Annotated in this window: 18 protein-coding genes; 9 read left to right on the forward strand and 9 right to left on the reverse strand. The window is 68.6% G+C overall.

All coding sequences use genetic code 11. The features are described 5' to 3' along the window. Positions 1-89 precede the first annotated feature (89 nt). Entirely contained in the window at positions 90-1220 is a 1131-nt protein-coding gene (gene dnaN, locus ACFYZ8_RS43000; protein WP_359033791.1) for a DNA polymerase III subunit beta, read from the reverse strand. 881 nt (positions 1221-2101) lie between these two features. Beyond that, positions 2102-4084: a chromosomal replication initiator protein DnaA gene (gene dnaA, locus ACFYZ8_RS43005; RefSeq protein ID WP_359033794.1), complete on the reverse strand. Its 1983-nt coding sequence runs from the start codon at positions 4082-4084 to the stop codon at positions 2102-2104. 383 nt (positions 4085-4467) lie between these two features. On the opposite strand from dnaA, the gene rpmH reads away from it, so the two are divergent. The 9 genes from rpmH to ACFYZ8_RS43050 all read left to right on the forward strand — a co-directional run bounded on the left by rpmH (position 4468) and on the right by ACFYZ8_RS43050 (position 11379). Next, positions 4468-4605, forward strand: a complete 138-nt coding sequence (rpmH, locus tag ACFYZ8_RS43010; protein WP_005482975.1) for a 50S ribosomal protein L34 — start codon at positions 4468-4470, stop codon at positions 4603-4605. 21 nt (positions 4606-4626) lie between these two features. Further along, on the forward strand, positions 4627-4998 hold the full coding sequence (gene rnpA, locus ACFYZ8_RS43015; protein WP_059208182.1) for a ribonuclease P protein component: 372 nt from the start codon (positions 4627-4629) through the stop codon (positions 4996-4998). After that, positions 4995-5345, forward strand: coding sequence for a membrane protein insertion efficiency factor YidD (yidD, locus tag ACFYZ8_RS43020; RefSeq protein WP_359033797.1), 351 nt, complete (start codon positions 4995-4997; stop codon positions 5343-5345). Before rnpA ends, yidD begins: the two co-directional genes overlap by 4 nt. A gap of 3 nt (positions 5346-5348) precedes the next feature. Continuing rightward, positions 5349-6635, forward strand: a complete 1287-nt coding sequence (gene yidC / locus ACFYZ8_RS43025) for a membrane protein insertase YidC (protein ID WP_359033799.1) — start codon at positions 5349-5351, stop codon at positions 6633-6635. A gap of 15 nt (positions 6636-6650) precedes the next feature. Then, positions 6651-7163, forward strand: coding sequence for a R3H domain-containing nucleic acid-binding protein (locus tag ACFYZ8_RS43030; RefSeq protein WP_355748709.1), 513 nt, complete (start codon positions 6651-6653; stop codon positions 7161-7163). Positions 7164-7281: 118 nt separating this feature from the next. Further along, positions 7282-7998 (forward strand): 16S rRNA (guanine(527)-N(7))-methyltransferase RsmG, encoded by a 717-nt coding sequence (gene rsmG / locus ACFYZ8_RS43035; protein ID WP_359033801.1) that lies wholly within the window; start codon positions 7282-7284, stop codon positions 7996-7998. Between the two features lie 265 nt (positions 7999-8263). Continuing rightward, positions 8264-9337 carry a ParA family protein gene (locus tag ACFYZ8_RS43040; RefSeq protein ID WP_356595053.1) on the forward strand — a complete coding sequence of 358 codons (1074 nt, stop codon included), beginning with the start codon at positions 8264-8266 and terminating at the stop codon, positions 9335-9337. Further along, on the forward strand, positions 9334-10434 hold the full coding sequence (locus ACFYZ8_RS43045; protein ID WP_388540547.1) for a ParB/RepB/Spo0J family partition protein: 1101 nt from the start codon (positions 9334-9336) through the stop codon (positions 10432-10434). The genes ACFYZ8_RS43040 and ACFYZ8_RS43045 overlap by 4 nt, the downstream gene beginning before the upstream one ends. A gap of 327 nt (positions 10435-10761) precedes the next feature. After that, positions 10762-11379 (forward strand): GNAT family N-acetyltransferase, encoded by a 618-nt coding sequence (locus ACFYZ8_RS43050; protein ID WP_359033805.1) that lies wholly within the window; start codon positions 10762-10764, stop codon positions 11377-11379. 66 nt (positions 11380-11445) lie between these two features. Here ACFYZ8_RS43050 and trxA read toward each other — a convergent pair whose 3' ends face one another. The 7 genes from trxA to ACFYZ8_RS43085 all read right to left on the reverse strand — a co-directional run bounded on the left by trxA (position 11446) and on the right by ACFYZ8_RS43085 (position 21140). Beyond that, a complete protein-coding gene (trxA, locus tag ACFYZ8_RS43055; protein ID WP_103545205.1) occupies positions 11446-11778 on the reverse strand; it encodes a thioredoxin in 333 nt (110 codons plus the stop codon). Between the two features lie 43 nt (positions 11779-11821). Beyond that, complete coding sequence (trxB, locus tag ACFYZ8_RS43060; protein WP_359033808.1) at positions 11822-12790, reverse strand: thioredoxin-disulfide reductase; 969 nt, start codon at positions 12788-12790, stop codon at positions 11822-11824. 167 nt (positions 12791-12957) lie between these two features. After that, a complete protein-coding gene (locus ACFYZ8_RS43065; RefSeq protein ID WP_359033810.1) occupies positions 12958-13848 on the reverse strand; it encodes a hypothetical protein in 891 nt (296 codons plus the stop codon). After that, positions 13845-14570, reverse strand: coding sequence for an RNA polymerase sigma factor SigM (gene sigM / locus ACFYZ8_RS43070; protein WP_388540551.1), 726 nt, complete (start codon positions 14568-14570; stop codon positions 13845-13847). Before sigM ends, ACFYZ8_RS43065 begins: the two co-directional genes overlap by 4 nt. A gap of 32 nt (positions 14571-14602) precedes the next feature. Further along, positions 14603-16318, reverse strand: coding sequence for a protein kinase family protein (locus ACFYZ8_RS43075; protein ID WP_359033814.1), 1716 nt, complete (start codon positions 16316-16318; stop codon positions 14603-14605). Positions 16319-16437: 119 nt separating this feature from the next. Next, on the reverse strand, positions 16438-18726 hold the full coding sequence (gene murJ, locus ACFYZ8_RS43080; protein WP_388540554.1) for a murein biosynthesis integral membrane protein MurJ: 2289 nt from the start codon (positions 18724-18726) through the stop codon (positions 16438-16440). Between the two features lie 44 nt (positions 18727-18770). Then, on the reverse strand, positions 18771-21140 hold the full coding sequence (locus ACFYZ8_RS43085; RefSeq protein WP_388540557.1) for a DUF6049 family protein: 2370 nt from the start codon (positions 21138-21140) through the stop codon (positions 18771-18773). Positions 21141-21184 lie beyond the last annotated feature (44 nt).

Raw genomic sequence — 21184 nt, forward strand, 5'->3', positions numbered from 1 at the left:
GCCTAAACCCGGACGCTCACGCACACCTGTGGGCATACGCGCTCAAACGTATGCCCTCACCTGGGGCTTTGACTCAGCCGCTCAGCCGCTCAGCCGCTGAGGCGCACCGGCATGATCAGGTACTTGTAGGCCTCGTCCGCCTCGGCGTCCAGGGCCGGCTTGCCGCTCAGCAGGGCGGGCTTGGTGGACGTCGTGAAGGAGAGCTGGGCCACCGGGGAGTCGATGGCGCTCAAGCCGTCCAGCAGGAAGGTCGGGTTGAAGGCGATCGAGATGTCGTCGCCCTCCAGCTGGGCGTCGACCCTTTCCACAGCCTGTGCGTCGTCGCTGGAGCCGGCCTCCAGGATCAGCACGCCCTGCTCGAAGCTGAGCCGCACCGGGGTGTTGCGCTCGGCGACCAGGGCCACACGCTTGACTGCCTCCACGAAGGGGGCGGTCTCGATCACGGCGATGGAGTTGAACTCCGTCGGGAACAGCGTGCGGTACTTCGGCAGGTCGCCTTCGAGCAGACGCGTGGTCGTACGGCGGCCCGCGCCCTCGAAGCCGATCAGGCCCTCGCCCGCACCGGAGCCGGAGAGCGCCAGGATCACGCTGTCGCCGCTCGTGAGCGCCTTGGCGGTGTCCAGGAGCGTCTTGGCGGGCACCAGGGCCACCGCGGACGCCTCGGGGTTCTCCGGCTTCCACAGGAACTCACGGACCGCGAAGCGGTAGCGGTCGGTGGACGCCAGCGTGACGGTGTCGCCCTCGATCTCGATGCGCACACCGGTCAGGACGGGAAGCGTGTCGTCGCGGCCCGCGGCGATGGCCACCTGGGAGGCGGCGGAGGCGAAGACCTCACCGGGAACCGTGCCGGTGGCGCTCGGCATCTGCGGCAGCGCCGGGTACTCCTCCACAGGCAGGGTGTGGAGGGTGAACCGCGAGGAGCCGCAGACCACCGTCGCCCGTACACCGTCTGTGGAAATCTCCACCGGGCGGTTGGGCAGGGCGCGGCAGATGTCGGCGAGCAGTCGGCCGGAGACCAGGACCGTGCCCTCCTCCTCGACCTCGGCCTCCACCGACACCCGCGCGGAGACCTCGTAGTCGAAGCTGGACAGGCTCAGCTGGCCTTCCTCGGCCTTCAGGAGAAGGCCGGCGAGGACAGGCGCCGGCGGACGGGCCGGGAGGCTGCGCGCCGCCCAGGCCACTGCCTCCGCGAGTACGTCGCGTTCCACCCGGATCTTCACTGTTGCCGCCTCCTGCTGTTGCCGGCGCTGCTCGGCCTGCCTGGCTTCGTCGTCTGTCTCGGTGTCGTCGGCCCCTGTGACGGGAAGGACACCGGGGAACAGTCTGACGCACCCCACTGACAGTAGGTGCCTCTCGGGGTCAAGTCGTGACGAGGCGCAGTCGGGCGCCGGACAGCGAGTTGTGCACAGGCCCCACTTCGAAACGGATTCCCAGCTCTCTCTAGTTGGGAGTAGTAGTAGGGGCTGTGGATACCGTGGATAACCCCGTTTTCCCAGCTCAGAGCGGGAATTTTGTCCACCGGCCCTGTGGGCGACGACGGTGGACAACCGGGTGTCTCTGTGGAGAACAGAAAGTTCTGCACACTCCGTGCACAGCCTGAGGCGACTTCTCCCCAGCACCGTCCCCAGCTTTACCCGTCTTTCCCACAGCCCAACCCGGCACCTTCGTGTGACGCCTTTCACTCGCCCCGGTGATCAGGCGCGTCGCGTTGCCGAACAGTGGACAGGCATGTGGAGAAGCTGTTGATCGCTGGGGACAACCGGCCCCAGCCTGTGGGTTGTCGGTGGACAACTCGATGCACAGCCTGTGGATCTTCTCTCTGTCCACAGTCTGTGGAGATCGTTCGTCCACGAATCCACAGCCACTTGACCTGGGCCGATGGTCTTTGGGCAGGGAGCCTGTGGACTGCGATCTGGACAACTTCGCAGTCCCCAGGATGTGGACGGCAGAAAGTCACCGAATCTGTGGAGGGAGGCCGTAACCCGGCGCGGAATCGAACAGCGGGCTACGGCGCCGTGACCTGTGGAATGCCGAAGGGCGCCCTCGGGAACTCGTCCCCAGGGCGCCCTTCGGTGCCGAAACCGGCGTAACTCTGCTTCCGTCAGCCGTTCTTGATGCGGTTCGTCAGCTCGGTCACCTGGTTGTAGATGGAGCGCCGCTCGGCCATCAGATTGCGGATCTTGCGGTCCGCGTGCATCACGGTCGTGTGGTCGCGGCCGCCGAACAGCGCGCCGATCTTCGGCAGCGAGAGGTCCGTCAGCTCGCGGCACAGGTACATGGCGATCTGGCGGGCCGTGACGAGCGCCCGCCCGCGCGAGGTGCCGCACAGGTCCTCGACGGTCAGGCCGAAGTAGTCCGCCGTGGCGCTCATGATGGCCGTCGAGGTGATCTCGGGCGCCGAGTCCTCCCCGCCCGGGATCAGGTCCTTCAGCACGATCTCCGTCAGGCCCAGGTCCACCGGCTGCCGGTTGAGCGAGGCGAACGCCGTCACCCGGATCAGCGCGCCCTCCAGCTCGCGGATGTTGCGCGAGATGCGGGAGGCGATGAACTCCAGGACCTCCGGCGGGGCGTTGAGCTGCTCCTGGACCGCTTTCTTGCGCAGGATCGCGATACGCGTCTCCAGCTCGGGCGGCTGGACGTCGGTGATCAGGCCCCACTCGAAACGGTTCCGCAGCCGGTCCTCCAGTGTCACCAGCTGCTTGGGCGGCCGGTCGCTGGAGAGCACGATCTGCTTGTTCGCGTTGTGGAGCGTGTTGAAGGTGTGGAAGAACTCCTCCTGCGTCGACTCCTTGTCCGCGAGGAACTGGATGTCGTCGACGAGCAGGATGTCCATCTCGCGGTAGCGCTTGCGGAAGCTGTCGCCCTTGCCGTCGCGGATGGAGTTGATGAACTCGTTGGTGAACTCCTCCGAGCTCACGTACCGCACGCGCGTGCCGGGATACAGGCTGCGCGCGTAGTGCCCGATGGCGTGCAGCAGGTGGGTCTTGCCGAGGCCCGACTCCCCGTAGATGAAGAGGGGGTTGTAGGCCTTGGCCGGCGCTTCGGCGACCGCCACCGCGGCCGCGTGGGCGAAGCGGTTGGAGGCGCCGATGACGAACGTGTCGAACAGGTACTTGGGGTTCAGGCGCGCGGTGGGCTCACCCGGTCCGGTCGCCGGCGCGGGCTGCGCGGCGAGCGGACCGGGGGCGCCGGTGGTGGGCAGGTTGGAGCCGACCGGGCCGCCGCGGTGCACATGCCCGGAGCCGGGCGGCGGATCGGGCAGGTCACGGCGGTTGTCGCGCTGGTCGTAGTCGGACCTGGGCTGGTCGTAGTTGGCGCGCGGCTTGTCGTAGTCGGGCCGCTTGTCGTAGTCCGGTCGCTGGTCGTAGTCGGAGCGCGGGCCGTCGTAGGACGGGCGCTCCATCTGCTGCGGGCGGTAGTCCTGCGACGGAGGGCCGTACGACTCCTGCGGGTACGGATCCTGCTGATACGAGTCCTGGGACGGCGAGGCGTACGGGTCGCGCTCCGGGAAGCCCAGTCTTTGCTGCTGCCAGCTGTACTCGTCCTGTGCGGGGCGCGGCCAGGCGCCGGGCTGGGGGCGCTGGTACTCCGAGGGGTAGGCCGGGCGGGCGGTCGGGAGCTGGTCCCGGGGGGCCTGGTCGCCCTGCGGGCCGGGGCGCTGCTCGTCGCGGTTCGGACGGGAGTCGTCGGCGCGGTGACGGCCGTAGCCCTCGTACTGGTTGTCGTACTGGCCGGAGGGGAGTTCCGGCTCCTCGTAGCGCTGCTGGGGCCGGGGGGCCGGAGGCGCGGGCGGCGGCGGAGGCTCGCCCGCGGAGTCGTCGACGGTGATCGCGATGCGGATCGGACGGCCGCACTCACGGCTCAGCGTCTCGCTGACGGCCGGGGCCAGCCGGCCCTCCAGTACGCCTTTCGCAAATTCGTTCGGTACGGCGAGCAGGGCGGTGTCGGCGACCAGCGCGAGCGGCTGGCAGCGCCGGATCCAGTGCTCGTCCTTCGCCTCCACGCCCTGGACGCGGCCCTCACCGAGAAGTTGCTCGAGTACGCGTGGCCACACTGCGGCAAGATCGGCAGGTACGTCAGCCACAGGGCACGCTCTCTCACGGGTCCCACGAACGTGTGGTTGTGGGACGAGTTGGGATTCAAATGGGGTGGAGCCGAAAGACGGGGGTCAAGGGAACGAATCGGAGTTCAGCCACGGTAGTCAGGGCGACGGGTGCGGTTCAAGTTGTTGTCCCCAGCCTGTGGATAGTGTCTCCCGGTGACCGCTGGTTTGACCGGATGGCGCAGCCGCGCGTACCGTAACCAGGTCGAGTTGTCGATGGCTGCTGCCGCCTGCCTCCGATGGGCACAGATCGCTTCGGGTGATCGGGAAGCGGTGCACTCGGGCGTTACTGCGAGCTACTCGTGGGCGCACGGTGACAGCCAGGACGGCACCCGCCACCACCGATTTATCTCTGGAGCCCCCGAGTGAGCAAGCGCACCTTCCAGCCGAACAACCGTCGCCGCGCGAAGACCCACGGCTTCCGTCTGCGGATGCGTACCCGTGCCGGCCGCGCGATTCTCGCGAACCGCCGCAGCAAGGGTCGCGCCAGCCTGTCCGCCTGATCCCGGTCAGGTCATGCCGTCGTGCTGCCCACCGAGAACCGGCTGAGGCGGCGCGAGGACTTCGCGACCGCGGTACGACGAGGGCGCCGGGCCGGCCGCCCGTCCCTCGTCGTCCATTTTCGTAGCGGTGCCACGGACCCGCACGCGCCTGGGGAGAGCGCTCCCCCGACGCGTGCGGGTTTCGTCGTGAGCAAGGCCGTGGGCGGCGCGGTCGTGCGCAACAAGGTGAAGCGCAGACTGCGTCACCTGATGCGCGACAGGGTCGCTCTGTTTCCCCCCGGTAGCCTGGTAGTAGTACGAGCGCTGCCCGAGGCGGGCGACGCTGATCACGAACAGCTGGCCCGAGACCTGGATGCCGCCGTTCAGCGGCTCCTGGGAGGGGGCGCACGATGAAGTACCCGCTGCTGGCGCTGATCAAGCTGTACCAGTGGACCATCAGCCCGCTGCTGGGGCCGGTGTGCAAGTACTACCCGTCGTGCTCCCACTACGGCTACCAGGCCATCGACCGGCACGGCGCGATCAAGGGAACGGCACTCACCGCCTGGCGCATCCTGCGCTGCAATCCGTGGTCGCTGGGCGGTGTGGACCATGTCCCGCCGCGCAGGCGTCCGCGGTGGCACGAAATGCTGCGTAACGCCTGGCGTGCACGTAGGGGCGGGTCCTCCGCCGCCTCGGCCACCGAGGGACAGACTCCTTCGAGCCCGGCCGCAGAGACTCCGTCCCATGCCCAAGGAGCATGATTAGTGGACACGATTGCCAGTCTTTTCAGCTTCATCACGACACCCGTCTCCTGGGTCATCGTTCAGTTCCACACGGTGTACGGCAAGATCTTCGGCCCTGACACCGGGTGGGCCTGGGGCCTGTCGATCGTGTCTCTCGTGATCCTGATCCGTATCTGCCTGATCCCGCTCTTCGTGAAGCAGATCAAGTCGACGCGGGCCATGCAGACGCTCCAGCCCGAGATGAAGAAGATCCAGGAGCGCTACAAGAACGACAAGCAGCGTCAGTCCGAAGAGATGATGAAGCTGTACAAGGAGACGGGCACCAACCCGCTCTCCTCGTGCCTTCCCATCCTGGCGCAGTCCCCGTTCTTCTTCGCCCTGTACCACGTGCTCAACGGCATCGCGACGGGCGACACGATCGGTGTCATCAACGAATCGCTGCTGGCCAGCGCCCGTAAGGCGCACATCTTCGGCGCCCCGCTCGCCGCGAAGTTCAAGGACGGCTCCGCCACCGTCCAGGCGCTGGGCGCCACGGTCACGGACGTGCGGGTCGTCACCGCGGTCATGATCGTCATGATGTCGGCGTCGCAGTTCTACACGCAGCGCCAGCTGATGACGAAGAACGTCGACACCACGGTCAAGACGCCGTTCATGCAGCAGCAGAAGATGCTGATGTACGTCTTCCCGGTCATGTTCGCCGTCTTCGGCATCAACTTCCCCGTCGGTGTCCTCGTCTACTGGCTGACCACCAACGTGTGGACCATGGGCCAGCAGATGTACGTCATCCACAACAACCCGACCCCGGGTTCCAAGGCCCAGGCCGCCTACCTGGAGCGCCTCACCAAGCACGTCACGACCCACGGCAAGGCCCGCAAGCGCAGCGAGCGCACCATCATCAAGGCGATCGTGGCCAAGGGCCGTGACCGCAACGAGTTCGAGCGCAAGTTCATCAACGGTCTGAACAAGGCGGGCCTGGCGGCCCAGGCCGACGGCTCCGTGATCCAGAGCGAGTCCCAGGCCGCGGTCCAGACCGAGGACGGCTCGACGGCCAGCGCGGCCACCCCCAAGCGCCAGCAGCCCAAGCGGCAGAGCAAGTCCCAGCGGCAGTCGGGAGCGGCGACGGCCGGCGCGAAGGCGGCCGGTGACGACCAGTCGTCGGAGCCGACCTCGCTGACCAAGTCCGATGAGCCCGAGGACGCCAAGCCCGCCGCTCCCGCCAAGAAGCAGACCGGCGGCGGTACCCGCAGCAAGGCCCAGTCCGGACAGCGCAAGGGTCCGCAGCGGCCCAAGTCCCCGTCCAAGAAGTAAGAAGGAGTCCATCCCGTGACGGAAGGCACCACCTCCGCCGCTGCCGAGGGCGCAGACACCCTGACCCGCCTGGAGCAGGAGGGTGAGATCGCGGCGGACTACCTCGAGGGTCTGCTCGACATCGCCGATCTCGACGGCGACATCGACATGGACGTCGAGGCCGATCGCGCCGCTGTCTCGATCATCAGCGACGCGGGCGGCCGTGATCTGCAGAAGCTGGTCGGCCGTGACGGCGAGGTGCTGGAAGCCCTGCAGGAGCTCACCCGCCTGGCCGTGCACCGGGAGACCGGGGACCGCAGCCGGCTCATGCTCGACATCGGCGGTTACCGGGCCAAGAAGCGCGCCGAGCTCTCGGAGCTGGGCGCCAAGGCCGCCGCCGAGGTCAAGAGCACCGGCGAGTCCGTGAAGCTCGACCCGATGACGCCGTTCGAGCGCAAGGTCGTGCACGACGCGATCAAGGCCGCCGGGCTGCGGAGCGAGTCCGAGGGCGAGGAGCCGCAGCGCTTCGTCGTCGTGCTTCCCGCCTGATCGGTCCGTACGTTCCTCCGGCCCCGTCTGTAGAGCAGGCGGGGCCGAACTTTGTCAGCCTGATAGTTCTGGTGCTCGGCGCCCGGTGCGCTGATGCGGTACGGAAGGACGGTTCCCCGTGACGGAGGCAGCGGAGCTTCCCCCCGCGCCCGAGCAGGCGCGTGAGGTGTTCGGCGATCGCTTCGAGGACGCGGTGCGCTACGCCGAGCTGCTTGCCGAGGCGGGGGTGCAGCGTGGGCTCATCGGCCCGCGTGAAGTGCCCCGCCTGTGGGAGCGGCATCTGCTGAACTGCGCTGTGCTCTCGGAGGTCGTTCCCGAGGGTGTGACGGTGTGCGACGTGGGTTCCGGTGCCGGTCTGCCCGGTATTCCTCTGGCCCTCGTCCGTGAGGACCTGAAGATCACGCTGCTGGAGCCGCTGCTGAGGCGCACGACCTTTCTGACGGAGGTCGTGGAGCTGCTGGGCCTGGACCATGTGACGGTCGTGCGAGGCCGTGCCGAGGAGGTCATGGGCAAGCTGACCCCCGTGCATGTGGTGACAGCGCGGGCCGTGGCCCCACTGGACCGGCTGGCGACGTGGGGTGTCCCGCTGCTGCGTCCCTACGGGGAGATGCTCGCCCTCAAGGGCGACACCGCCGAGGAGGAGCTCAAGGCGGCGGGTACGGCCCTGAGCAAGCTCGGTGCCGTGGAGACCTCCGTCCTGCATGTGGGCGAGGGAGTGGTGGACCCGTTGTCCACGGTGGTGAGGGTCGAGGTCGGGGAGAGCCCCGGCGGTGTGCGCTTCGCGGCCAAGCGCGCCAAGGCGGCTCGCACCAGCCGCACGCGCCGACGCCGCTGATCCGTCCTGACGACGAGACGTACTCCACACAAGCTGCCAAACCTATGCATGCCGGAGTGTCGCGGCAGAACGGGCACGGCTGCCCTGCATCGTGTTTCACGTGAAACGTCGCTCACTGCTGCACGGCATCATCAGCCGGGGCCGCGCCGCGGCCGAACCCCGCGACCGGAAGCCTCTCGGGTCACTCGGAGAGGTAACGGAGTTGTCCACAGAGGTGGATTTCTCCACAGAACAACAGGCCTCACTGGTTCACGACCCCGAAGACATGGGAGGCTCTGTTCATTGCGAGCCTGAAGTCGAGGAGAGTGAATCCTTGCGGTCCGACGCCAACATCGCGGGACCGATGACCGATCCGGTCCCCGGTCCCCGAACCGAGTCGATGGGGGACGATGTTTCACGTGAAACACCGCCCCCGATGGACGACACTCCGATCGGTCGTGCTGCCCAACTGGCGGTAGAGGCTCTTGGCCGCGCCGGCGAGGGCCTGCCACGGCCCGAGCAGACCCGGATCATGGTCGTCGCCAACCAGAAGGGCGGAGTGGGCAAGACGACGACGACCGTCAACCTTGCCGCTTCGCTGGCTCTGCACGGCGGCCGTGTCCTGGTCATCGACCTCGACCCCCAGGGCAACGCATCCACCGCGCTGGGGATCGACCATCACGCCGAAGTCCCTTCCATCTATGACGTCCTGGTCGACAGCAGGCCGCTGGCCGAGGTCGTCCAGCCGGTCCCTGATGTCGAAGGTCTCTTCTGCGCCCCCGCCACCATCGATCTGGCCGGTGCCGAGATCGAGCTGGTGTCCCTGGTGGCCCGTGAGAGCCGACTGCAGCGAGCGATCCAGGCGTACGAGCAGCCTCTGGACTACATCCTCATCGACTGTCCGCCCTCGCTCGGCCTGCTGACGGTCAACGCGCTCGTGGCCGGTGCGGAGGTCCTCATCCCGATCCAGTGCGAGTACTACGCGCTGGAAGGTCTGGGACAGCTGCTGCGCAACGTCGATCTGGTGCGCGGTCACCTCAACCCCACCTTGCACGTATCGACCATCCTGCTCACCATGTACGACGGCCGGACGCGCCTCGCGTCCCAGGTCGCGGACGAGGTGCGCACCCACTTCGGCGACGAGGTGCTGCGGACGAGCATTCCCCGCTCCGTCCGTATCTCCGAGGCGCCGAGTTACGGCCAGACGGTACTGACCTACGATCCCGGATCGAGCGGTGCCCTGTCCTACCTTGAGGCAGCACGAGAGATCGCGCTGAAGGGCGTCGGCGTCAGCTATGACCCGACGCAGGCGCACATCGGCGCACAGAGCAACCCGAGCATGGTGGAGGGGATCCAGTGAGCGAGCGACGGAGGGGGTTGGGCCGTGGTCTCGGCGCATTGATCCCCGCTGCCCCGACGGAGAAGACGCCGACTCCGGCGGCGATGGGAGGCGCTGGTTCGGCGTCTCCGACATCCGTTCCGGTGCTGACGACCGACCGTGGGGTGGCCGCGGCGAAGGTGGCCACGCTGCCGCCTGTTTCACGTGAAACCGAGGAGCCGTCGGTCAACGGCTACCCGGAGACGCCCGCGCCTCCGATGGGCGCCCATTTCGCGGAGCTCCCCCTCGACTCCATCACGCCGAACCCGCGCCAGCCGCGTGAGGTCTTCGACGATGACGCGCTCCAGGAACTGGTCACCTCCATCAAGGAGGTCGGTCTTCTCCAGCCGGTCGTCGTACGACAGGTTGGTCCCGCCCGCTATGAGCTCATCATGGGCGAACGGCGCTGGCGTGCCAGCCGTGAGGCCGGCCTGGAGGCGATCCCTGCGATCGTGCGGGCCACGGAGGACGACAAGCTCCTCCTGGACGCCCTCCTGGAGAACCTGCACCGTGCTCAGCTGAACCCGCTGGAAGAGGCAGCCGCCTACGACCAGTTGCTGAAGGACTTCAACTGCACGCACGACCAGCTGGCGGACCGCATCGGGCGCTCCCGTCCGCAGGTCTCCAACACCCTGCGCCTGCTGAAGCTCTCGCCGGCGGTGCAGCGCCGGGTGGCCGCCGGGGTGCTCTCCGCCGGACATGCCCGCGCCCTGCTCTCTGTCGACGACTCGGAGGAGCAGGACCGGCTGGCCCACCGGATCGTCGCCGAGGGACTGTCGGTGCGTGCGGTCGAGGAGATCGTGACCCTCATGGGCTCGCGGCCGCAGACCGCCCAGCGACCCAAGGGGCCGCGTGCCGGCGCCCGGGTCTCTCCGGCGCTGTCCGACCTCGCGACGCGTCTCTCGGACCGTTTCGAGACGCGGGTAAAGGTCGACCTGGGGCAGAAGAAGGGCAAGATCACTGTCGAGTTCGCCTCGATGGAGGACCTTGAGCGCATCCTCAGCTCCCTCGCCCCCGGTGAGGGACCGGTTCTGCAGAAGAGCCTGCTGGACGACGGAGCCGAGGAGACGGAAGCCTGAGCCAGGCCTCGTCAGGGTGGAAGCGCCCACGCGAAGCACCAAGAGCGGGTCGTGTCCGGTGTATCCGGGAACACGGCCCGCTCTTTGCTTTCAGGCGGTATCGATGGAATCGCTGGGTGGATACGATGCGATTGGGTGCGGCACATCCACCCGGCAGCACCTCTGAGGGGAGGCAGGGGCCATGCGAACGATGAGCCGAAGCGGACTGGTGAGCGCGGGCCTGGGACTGGGGGCGGTCGGCGGATTCGTCGGCAGCCTGCTCAGGGAACGGAGCGCTCTGACGGCCGCCCGCGACGCGGCGGGCGAAGGAAGCGAGGAACAGCCTTCATGGGGCGTCGGCTCGTACCGCTCACGCTGGACAACCTTCAGGACCTACCCCGGCGTTGCCGCTCGTGTGTCTTCTGGGAGTTGGATCCCGTCAGCGGAGAAGCCGCGGTAAAGGCGGGAACATCCGCCCTGGAGAAGGAAGCCTGGATCTCCGCCGTCCTGCTGGACTGGGGATCGTGCGGCCGGGTCGTCTACGTCGACGACGTACCGGTCGGCTTCGTCCTCTACGCCCCTCCCGCGTACGTGCCTCGCTCGACGGCATTTCCCACGAGCCCTGTCTCTCCGGATGCCGTCCAGCTGATGACGTCGTTCATCATGCCGGGCTATCAGGGGCAGGGGCTGGGCCGGGTGATGGTCCAGACAGTGGCCAAGGATCTGCTGCGGCGGGGCTTCAAGGCCATTGAGGCCTTCGGCGACGCCCATTGGAAAGAGTCCGCCTGTCTGCTTCCGGCGGATCATCTCCTTGCCGTGGGCTTCAAGACGGTCAGGCCTCATCCCACGTACCCGAGGCTCAGGCTGGAGCTGCGCACCACGCTCTCCTGGAAGGAAGACGTGGAGATGGCACTCGACCGGCTTCTGGGGGCGGTCCAGAAGGAACCGGCGCTGCGTCCGCTGTAATGCGATGGGGCCGGCCCTTTCGGGCCGGCCCCATCGTGTTTCACGTGAAACATCACTCAGCGAACATCACTCAGCGATGAAGTCCTCGAGGTCGCGGACGATCGCGGCCTTCGGCTTGGCGCCGACGATGGTCTTGGCGACCTCGCCGCCCTGGTACACGTTCAGCGTCGGGATGGACATGACGCCGTACTTGGCGGCCGTACCCGGGTTCTCGTCGATGTTCAGCTTGACGACCTCGATCTTGTCGCCGTACTCGGAGGCGATCGCCTCGAGGGACGGCGCGATCTGACGGCACGGTCCGCACCAGGCGGCCCAGAAGTCCACCAGGACGGGCTTGTCGCTCTTCAGGACGTCCTGCTCGAAGGAATCGTCGGTCACATTCTTCAGGGTGCCGGCCACGGCGGGCTCCTTAACTGGTTGGTGCGGTGGGGCGGGATGGGGGTCAGACAGCGGTCTTCTCGGGCTCCGCCTTCTCCTCGTCGGCGAGGGCGGCGAGGAAGCGCTCGGCGTCGAGAGCGGCGGCACAGCCGGTGCCGGCCGCGGTGATCGCCTGGCGGTAGGTGTGGTCGACCACGTCGCCGGCGCCGAAGACACCGGTCAGGTTGGTGCGGGTCGAAGGCGCCTGCACCTTCAGGTAACCCTCACCGTCCAGCTCGAGCTGGCCCTTGAACAGTTCGGTGCGCGGGTCGTGGCCGATCGCGATGAACAGGCCGGTGACCGCCAGGTCCGAGAGCTCGCCGGTCTTGAGGTTGCGCAGCTTCAGGCCCGAGAGCTTCGGGTCACCCTGGATCTCGGCGACCTCGCTGTCCCACACGAACTTGATCTTCGGGTCGGCGAAGGCGCGCTCCTGCATCGCCTTGGAGGCACGCAGGGTGTCCCGACGGTGGACGATCGTCACGGACTTGGCGAAGCGGGAGAGGAAGGTCGCCTCCTCCATCGCGGTGTCACCGCCGCCGATCACGGCGATGTCCTGGTCCTTGAAGAAGAAGCCGTCACAGGTGGCGCAGAACGAGACACCGCGTCCGCACAGGGCGTCCTCGTTCGGCAGACCGAGCTTGCGGTGCTGCGAGCCGGTGGTGACGATCACGGCCTTCGCCCGGTGGACCGTGCCCGAGGTGTCGGTGACAGTCTTGATGTCGCCCGTCAGGTCGACGCTGACGATGTCGTCCGGGATGAGCTCGGCGCCGAAACGCTCGGCCTGGGCCCGCATGTTGTCCATGAGCTCGGGGCCCATGATGCCGTCCTGGAAGCCGGGGAAGTTCTCCACCTCGGTGGTGTTCATCAGCGCGCCACCGGCAGTGACGGCGCCCTCGAACACCAGCGGCTTCAGCGACGCGCGCGCGGTGTAAAGCGCCGCCGTGTAGCCGGCGGGCCCGGAGCCGATGATGATCACGTTACGGACGTCGCTCACAGCTGGGTTCCTCGTCTCTGGACTGCGTCGTCGGACCGGTGGAGCCACTCAGAACTCTCACCCCACCCAACGGATCCTAAGGGGCGCGCATTCCCGGTGTGTCCGGGCACACGGAGAGGCCGCACCCTACGAGCCACCACGGCGGGGCGGAGACGGAGCGTCAGCTCTCAGGAGTGCGTGTAGGACTGCTTCAGCAGGATCTTCGCCTTGCCGGTGGGCGAGTCCTTCATGCAGGACGCATCCATGATGTACGCGGTGACGCGGGTGCCGTCAGAGGGGTCGCGCAGGACCACCAGAAGCGCGTCCTTCCCCTTGTAGACGCCGTCATCGGTCGCGAGGGGACGGCCGGTGCTGTCGAGGCCCTTCTGGACACATGCAGGCACCTCGGGCGTCAGCAGAACCCTGGGGCCCCCGGCGCTGGGAATGCCCAGCGTCCCCATGTCGGTGTGCGGAGCCTTGGACCCGCCACTCGCGTTCTTCTCGGAGAGAAGGTCCGAGACCTCCTTCTCCAAGCTGCCGGCGGAGAAGGTGTCAGCAGCAGCGGTCGCGTGCCCGCCTGCCGGATCTTTCGACGTGCTGTCATCCAGCGCAGACAGCAGGACGGAGCCGAATCCCAGGGCGGCGACAGTGAAGACGGCGCCGAGGACGGCAACCTTGCGGCGCCCGCTCCTCTTGCGGTCCTTGCGGCCGGGTCCGGTGGTGGCAGTACGGGCGTGTCCCGTGGGACGGTCGGTGGGCGATGTTTCACGTGAAACATGCGCGCTCTCGACCGGTGCCGATGCGTTCACGGCCTCGGGGGCAGTGGCCTGCAGCAGAGCCTCCGCGGCGAGAGCGGCGTCGATCCGGCCGGCGACGTCGTCAGGCATCCGTGTCGGGCCCGGCAGTGTCCCGAGCAGTCCGCGGATCTCCTCCAGCGATGCGTGAACGTCGGCGCAGAGCTCGCACTCGTCCAGATGCCGGCGTACATCGGTGGCCTTGGAGACCGGAAGGATGCCTTCGGTGAGGTCGGAGATCTCCGCGACGTCCGGGTGCCCGGCTGTGTCTGTCGAGGAAGTCACGCTCGCCCACCTCCGCCCTTCACTGCAGCTGAATCGCTTGGTCCCGAATCCGGCGGGCCCTGTGACGGAGGTCCCGCTGCGGGTGGGACGGATGTCCCCTGAGTCCGGTTCCGTCCAACGTCCCCTTCTCTGCCGTCTCCGGCGTTTTCCGGCCGCAGGTGGGTGAGAAGGGGGAGCAGTCTGGCTCTGCCTCGGGCGCAGCGGCTCTTCACCGTCCCGGTCGGCACGTCGAGCATGCGGGCGGCTTCGGCGACGGGGTAGCCCTGCATGTCCACCAGGACGAGGGCGGCACGCTGGTCGGGCGGGAGCGTGCCGAGGGCCTCCAGGAGCTGGCGGTGGAGGTCGTTGCGCTCAGCGGGCGCCGAGGCGGACTCGTGCGGCTCCAGGAGCTGCTCCAGGCGCTCGGTGTCGTCCACGGGGGAGGTCTTGCGGGAGGCTGCCTTCCGGGCCCGGTCCAGGCAGGCGTTCACCGTGATCCGGTGCAGCCACGTCGTGACCGCCGACTGACCCCGGAAGGTGTGGGCTGCCCGGTAGGCGGACACCAGGGCGTCCTGAACGGCGTCAGCGGCTTCCTCACGGTCCCCGAGCGTGCGGAGGGCCACGGCCCACAGCCGGTCCCGGTGCCGCCGCACGAGCTCACTGAAGGCGTCGGGGTCGCCGTCCACGTGCCGGGCCAGGAGGTCCTGATCGCTGGTGTCGCCGTACACGGTGTCATCTGCCATCGGACCCCCTCCCCCTTGTCTGCGGTGAGCTCTCAGCCGGTGAACTTCACGTTGGTGATGGCCTGCTTGTAGCCGGGGTCGCTGAAGTTCGCCGAGTCGGCCCCGGAGTAGGGCAGGGCGGTGAGCCACACAAGGACGTACCGCGACTTCGCCGGCTTGCCGACCTTCACTGTGGCCGTGGTGCCCTTCGTGGTGGCTGAGCCGATCTTCTTCAGAGAGTCCAGCGACGCCGGCGTGAGCGAGTCGGCCGCGTACAGCGCGACCGTCGTGTGATCGCCGCCGTACCGCAGGGACAACGTCGCGGCCGACACTTCCTGGGCGGAACCGAGGTCATAGACGATCCCGACGCCGGGCTTGATCACTATCTTGGGACCGTCCTTGTAACTGCTGGTCCGCCATCCCGTCGTCATGCTGGCGTCGTACGTCAGCTGCACATCACCGGGATGCTGCGCGTCGCCCTCGGCCACGTACTCCTCGGCGCCCTCGATACTGAGCGTCTTCGTCGGCTTCGGCGCGGTGCTGTTCTTGTCGCCGTCGTCGGTCGTCTGGGTCTGGTTCTCGTCCGATGTGCCGCCCCGGTCCATCAGGGCGTCCGCCAGCTGCCAACTGCCGAGGCCCAGCGCGGCGATGAGGAGCGCGGAGACCGCCCACTTCAAGGCCCGGCCTGTGCGGCTCTGCAGCGGTGGGGGCGGAGCAGGGACCGGCTGGGTGACGCCGGGGTGCGGTGCGGGGCGGCCGTATGTGCCCTGTTGGTACGTCGTGCGCTGGTACTCGGGTGGCGCCGTGAACGCCGGCTCGGGCGGGCGGATGCGGGGCATCTCGCCGATCGCCTTGACCAGTTCCTCGGGCGTCGTGCACGCCGACTCGTGCCGGGAGGCCGTCGCACCGTCGTTGGCGAGGGCCCGCATCGACAGCTCGGACAGCCCACGGTGGACGCCCGCCCGCACCTGGTCGGGCGCGATGAGACCGACGTCCTTGGGCAGACCGGCGAGTCCGTAGGCGTCGCTCTCGTACGGCCAGCGCTGGGTGAGTGCCGCGTACAGGAGGGCGCCGATCGCCTCCGTGTCCGTGCGCTGCGGAGTCTCCGAACTGACGCCCCGCAGCGCGGCGTTCACCGCGAGGCCGCGGATGCGCCACTGACCGCTCGACGTACGCAGGACCGCGTTCGGGTTCAGCCGCAGATGCGCGAGCCCCTCACGGTGGGCCGCGGCCATGGCGGACGCCACCTGACTGACCATCTGGTAGGCGTCGTACACCTCCAGCGGGCCCGGAGCGAGGAGGGTGGTCAGCTCGGTCGCGTCGGGCAGCCACTCGTGGACGACGTAGACGAGGTCGTTCTCCTCGACGGCGTCCAGTACCTGGACGAAGCGCGGGTCACCGAGCAGCGCGGAGGAACGGGCCGCGGCCAGGACGGAGCGCGCCCGCGCATGGTCCGCCGGCAGGATGTGCACGCCGACGGCCCGACGGAGTTTCTCGTCGACGGCACGCCAACTGCTGAAGCCGTCCAGACGGGTGACGCACTCCTCGAGTCGGTAGCGTCTGGCGAGCTTGTGGCCGCTGTGCAACTCCGGCGGTGACGCCTTGCCAGGACTCCCGGTCCCGCCACTCCCCTGTGCCTCGACGTCTTCCGTGTCCCGCTCCCGGTTCTTGGCCACGCCGTCGGCCGTGGGCTGGTCCGCCTTGGCGGTCAGCGGTTCGTCACCGCTGGTGTCTGCCACGTCGACGGCAGCCGTGCTCCGTTCCGCCACCGTCGTTCCCTGCCTCCCCATTCATTGCGCGCCGTGCGACGCAGAATCCAATTGTGCCCACAGTCCGACGCTATGCACGACACACAGAGACGGACGATGGTTGTGCGCGTACCCCTGCCTCAGCGCCCCAGACGCCCCCGGACCATGCCGACCAGTGAGTTCAGTTCCTCGATCCGCATCTTGCGCGCGGCGACGAAGAAGATCCCGAGCAGAACCGCTCCACCCGCGATCAGAGCGGTGAACGAACCGACGACTCCCTGACCGAGCGAGTGACCGATGCCGTAGCAGGCCGCTCCGCTGAGGAGCGCGGCCGGGATGGAGGCGATGCAGAGCCGGGCGTAGGTCCGCAGGACACGGTTGCCGTCCAGGTCGCCGCCGAGGCGCTTGCGCAGCCGGTTCCAGGCGACGCCGACGCCGATCGCGTACGCGAGGCCGTAGGAGGCGGCCATGCCCGCCACGGCCCAGCGCGGCGGCAGTACCACGTAACACAGGACGGACGCGCCCGCGTTCACCGCTGCCACGATCACCGTGTTGTAGAAGGGGGTCCGGGTGTCCTCGTAGGCGTAGAAGGCACGCAGGACGACGTACTGCACGGAGTAGGGGATCAGACCGAGGCCGAAGGCCATCAGCGTGTACCCCATGTTCGTGGCCTCGCCGGTGCCGGAGGGGCCGAAGATCAGCGTGCACATCGGGATGCCGAGAGCGAGGAACCCGAAGGAGATCGGCACGATGGCGACGGCCGTGGTGCGCAGACCCTGGGAGATGTCGTCACGGACGGCGCCGCTGTCTCCCTCGGCCGCCGAGCGGGCCAGGCGTGGCAGCAGAGCCGCCATCAGGGAGACGGTGATGATGGCCTGCGGCAGGCCCCAGATGAGTTGGGCGTTGGCGTAGGCGGACAACCCGGTGCCGTCGACGGGAGAAGCCTTGCCGGAGGCGGTGGACAACTGGGTGACGACGAGTGCGCCGGCCTGGTTGGCCAGGACGAACAGGACGGTCCACTTGGCGAGCGTCACGGCCTTGCCGAGTCCGTGGCCGCGCCAGTCGAAGCGCAGCCTCATACGGAAGCCGGTTTCGCGCAGGTAGGGAATCATCGCCAGCGCCTGCACCACAAGGCCGAGCAGGACACCGATGCCGAGCAGGCGCTGCCCCTCGGGCGGGATGTTCGTGACCTCCATGCCGGAGTCGGACGCGGTGCCGTAGACCCACATGAACATGCCGAGTGTCACGATGATGACGATGTTGTTGAGGACCGGCGTCCACATCATCGCGCCGAACTTTCCGCGCGCGTTGAGGATCTGGCCCATGACCACGTGGATGCCCATGAAGAAGATCGAGGGCAGGAAGTAGCGGACGAAGGTGATGCCGACCTCGTTGGCCGCCGGGTCGCTGGCCACCGAGTCCGACAGCAGCTGGATCAGGAACGGGGCGCCGAGGACCGCGAGGGCGGTCAGACCGCCGAGCGCCACCATCACCAGGGTCAGCAGCCGGTTGGCGTACGCCTCGCCGCCGTCCTCGTCCTCTTTCATCGCACGCACGAGCTGCGGCACGAACACGGAGTTGAGGCCGCCGCCGACGGTCAGGATGTAGATCATCGTCGGCAACTGGTAGGCGACCTGGAAAGTGTCACCGAGCACGCCGACACCCAGCGCCGACACGATCAGCGCCGACCGGATGAAGCCGGTGAGCCGCGAGACCATCGTGCCGGCCGCCATCACGGCGCTCGACTTCAGCAGACCCCCGGCCTTCCCGCCCTTCTTCGCAGCAGCGGGGGCTGCGGCAGGGGCCGCGGCGGCCGCCGCAACCGGCGCGGTACCGAGGTTCATCGTCTCGTCGGCCGAGGGTGCGCGGACGGCCGGGGCCTGGAACTGCGGCACGGGCGACGGTGAGGGTCCGCCCGGGGCCGGAGCCGGGCCGGGCACCGACGGGGGATCCGTCGGGCGGCCGCCTTGCTGCTGGTCGCGGAAGAGGTGGGCGAAGGCGTCCGGCTCGTGGCGTTCCTCGCCGGCCTGGCTCATCAGGTCGTCGACCCCCACGAACTGGGTGGTGCGAGGGTTGTCGCCGTACGGCAGGTACTGCGTGGGGCCCTCCGGCTCGGGTGCCGGGGTCTGCGCCCACACGTGCGGGTCGGGGGCGTACGGAGACTGGGGCGGCTGGGAGTACAGCGGCTGCTGCGGCTGTTGGGTTCCGGGCGGCGGCGGGGGATGCGCGGCACGGTCGTAGAGCGCCTCGGCCACCGGGTCCTGGGCGTGGAGGTCCTGAGCCCGGTAGGGGTCCTGGTCGTAGGCGTCCTGGAGGTACATGTCCGCGGGAGCCTGCGGCGGCACCTGGCCGGGCTCGGGCGGCGGGCCTTCGGGGCGGTCCGAGTTGCCCGCGCCCTGACCGCGATCACCGTCGTACGGCGCGTTCATGGTTACCCCACCTCATCGTCCCGGGCCCACCGGCCACGACATCCTCAACGGTCCACTCTCTCACCCGTGCCGGACGGGTCAGCGCTTTCCGCTGCGGTGTCCGCTGTCAGGTCACTCGGCTGCTCCGGGGCGTCTGCCCCGGTGCCGGTGCCGGACTCCTCCTTGAGACGGTCCCCGGGGGCCTCCGGGTTCTCCGGGCCGTCCACGGCTTCGTCCGTCGCGTCGTCGGGGCCGTTCTCCTCGGCCTCACGAGCGGCCGCGCGCTTGCGCTGGGTGTACATCCGGAATCCTGCCAGCACCAGCAGCAGCACGCCGCCACCGATGACCAGCATCACCGTGGCCGTGAACTCGGTGACCTTCACGTCGAACCTGACGGCCTCGCCGTAGGGCCGGCCGTCCTCCGTGTACAGCTGGGCGACCACGGAAGCCTTGCCGTTGGCGTTGGCCGTCGTGGTGAACTTCACCGTCTGGCTGTGTCCGCCCGACACCTCGACCGGCTGCTCGTCGTAGCGGTCGCCACCGATCTCGAGCCGGTTCGGGCTCAGCGAGGTGAGGCGCAGCCTCAGGTGCTCCACGCCCTGCACCAGGTTGTTCTGGACCGTCACGGGGATCGTGGCGCTGCGGCCGGAGAGCTTGGTCTCCGACTTGTCGATCAGGCTGACCTGGGAGATCAGATCGTCGAGGTAGGCCTCCACATCGCTGCGGAAGCCGCTCGCCTCTGCGGCGCGGCCCCGCCACGACGTGGACATCTCGCGGTTCACGGCCCGCCCGAAGGGGGTCACGACGCGGGACTGGTCGGAGAGGATCACCTTGAACTTGTCGAGCTTGCCCTGCGTGCTCGCGATCTGCTGGAAGGCCCACTTCGGCAACTCCTGCTTGCGCAGCGAGGAGGGGTAGGCCGACGCCGACGGCACCTTGGTGGTGGCTTCGGGGTCGGGCTTGGCCGCGGCCGCCGCCGTGAGCCTCTGGGACTGGGACCAGTTCCCGTCCTGCAGCGCGGTGACCGCCTCGGCCATGGTGGCGGCCTGGCTCGCTGAGGGCATGCGCTGCGGGGCGACGACGATGCTGCGCTGCTTGTCCGTCTGCAGGTCGAGAGCGAGGCTCTGGGCGAGGAACCGCTGGACGGCGAGCGTGGCCGAGGAGGCCCTCGTCAGATCTCCCTGGAACGAGGTGGACAGCCGCGCGTCCGCCACCACCGCCGTGGTGCCGCCGCCGATGGGACGGGCCGCGGAGGGTGTGTACGACAGTCCGGCGGTCTCCTGGAGGCTGTCGCTGCGGGCGATCACCTTGTCGGCGCCCGCGGAGGTCGCGACCTTGACGATCGAGGGGTCCACCGCGCCGTTCACGGGCCAGGCGAAGTCGGTGCTCGGCGTCACGTGGAGCACGGTCCGCACCGTGGTGGCGGCGACGTCGGTGGCCTCGTCGAGGTGGCTGAGCGAGCCGCTGACGCTCGTGCCGTTGTGAGCCAGGGAGGCGAGGTCGGGATCGGCGAAGGGGAGCGCGACGACCTCCTTGTCCTGCACCGCCTTCTGCAGCCTGGCCAACCACTGCTTGGCCAGCGCCTGGTGGGAGCCCGCAGTGGTGGTGTCGCCCTCGCCCTGGACCCGGTAGCTGCGGGTCATCGCGTCGACGGACGCCAGCAGGTCCGGGTCGATCACCCATGTGACGTCCAGGTTCTCGCCCAGAGACAGCATCTGGTCCAGCCGGCCGCCTGCCGAGATCTCCTCGGCGAGATCGTCGTTGAGGAAGACCGGTGTCTGCTGCGCGTTCGAGCCGGTCTCCGCCGTCATGTGCACGGTGGAGATGAGCGGCCACAGGAACGTGGTCTTCGTCTTCGGGTCCGCCTCGTCGGACTGCCAGGGCAGGAAGGTCCGCTGGACGCCCAGCGTCTTGTCCCACGGCTGTGCGGAGGTCTTGCCCGAGAGGGAGACGGCGAACTGGTAGACGCCGGCGTCGCCGAGGCCCAACTCGTCTACCGGCACGGAGATGGAGAAGGGCTGGGCCACCCCGGGGGCCAGCTTGGCGAACTTCGCCACGTACTTGCCGCCGACTTCGGATCCCGTGGCGCCCTGCAGCGAGTTCTCGTCGTCGGCGACCGTGTCGATCGACGAGCGGGTGTTCAGCTCGGGGCCGACCTGCAGCCCCACGTGGGCGGCCGTGACGGTCTGCTTGCCGTTGTTGGTCACGGTCCCCGACACGGTGAGAGTGTCACCCTCCGTAGGGGCGCTGGGGCTGAGCGTGTCGACCGCGACGGACACCGATCCGGAGTCGTCGGCGGCCTGAGCGGGCGGCGCGGCGGGAAGCTGGCACAGCCCGGCCAGCAGAGGAACCCCTGCGAGCAGGGCCCCGGTGCGCCGCAGCCAGCGGCGGGCAGGTGAGGGACTCGTCCCCTGGAAGTCTGCCGCCTCGGCCACGCGCTCGCCCGTCCCTCGTCGTCGTCAGTGGTCGTCGGAATGTG

The organism is Streptomyces sp. NPDC001668 (genome assembly GCF_042893155.1).
Taxonomy (GTDB): Bacteria; Actinomycetota; Actinomycetes; order Streptomycetales; family Streptomycetaceae; genus Streptomyces.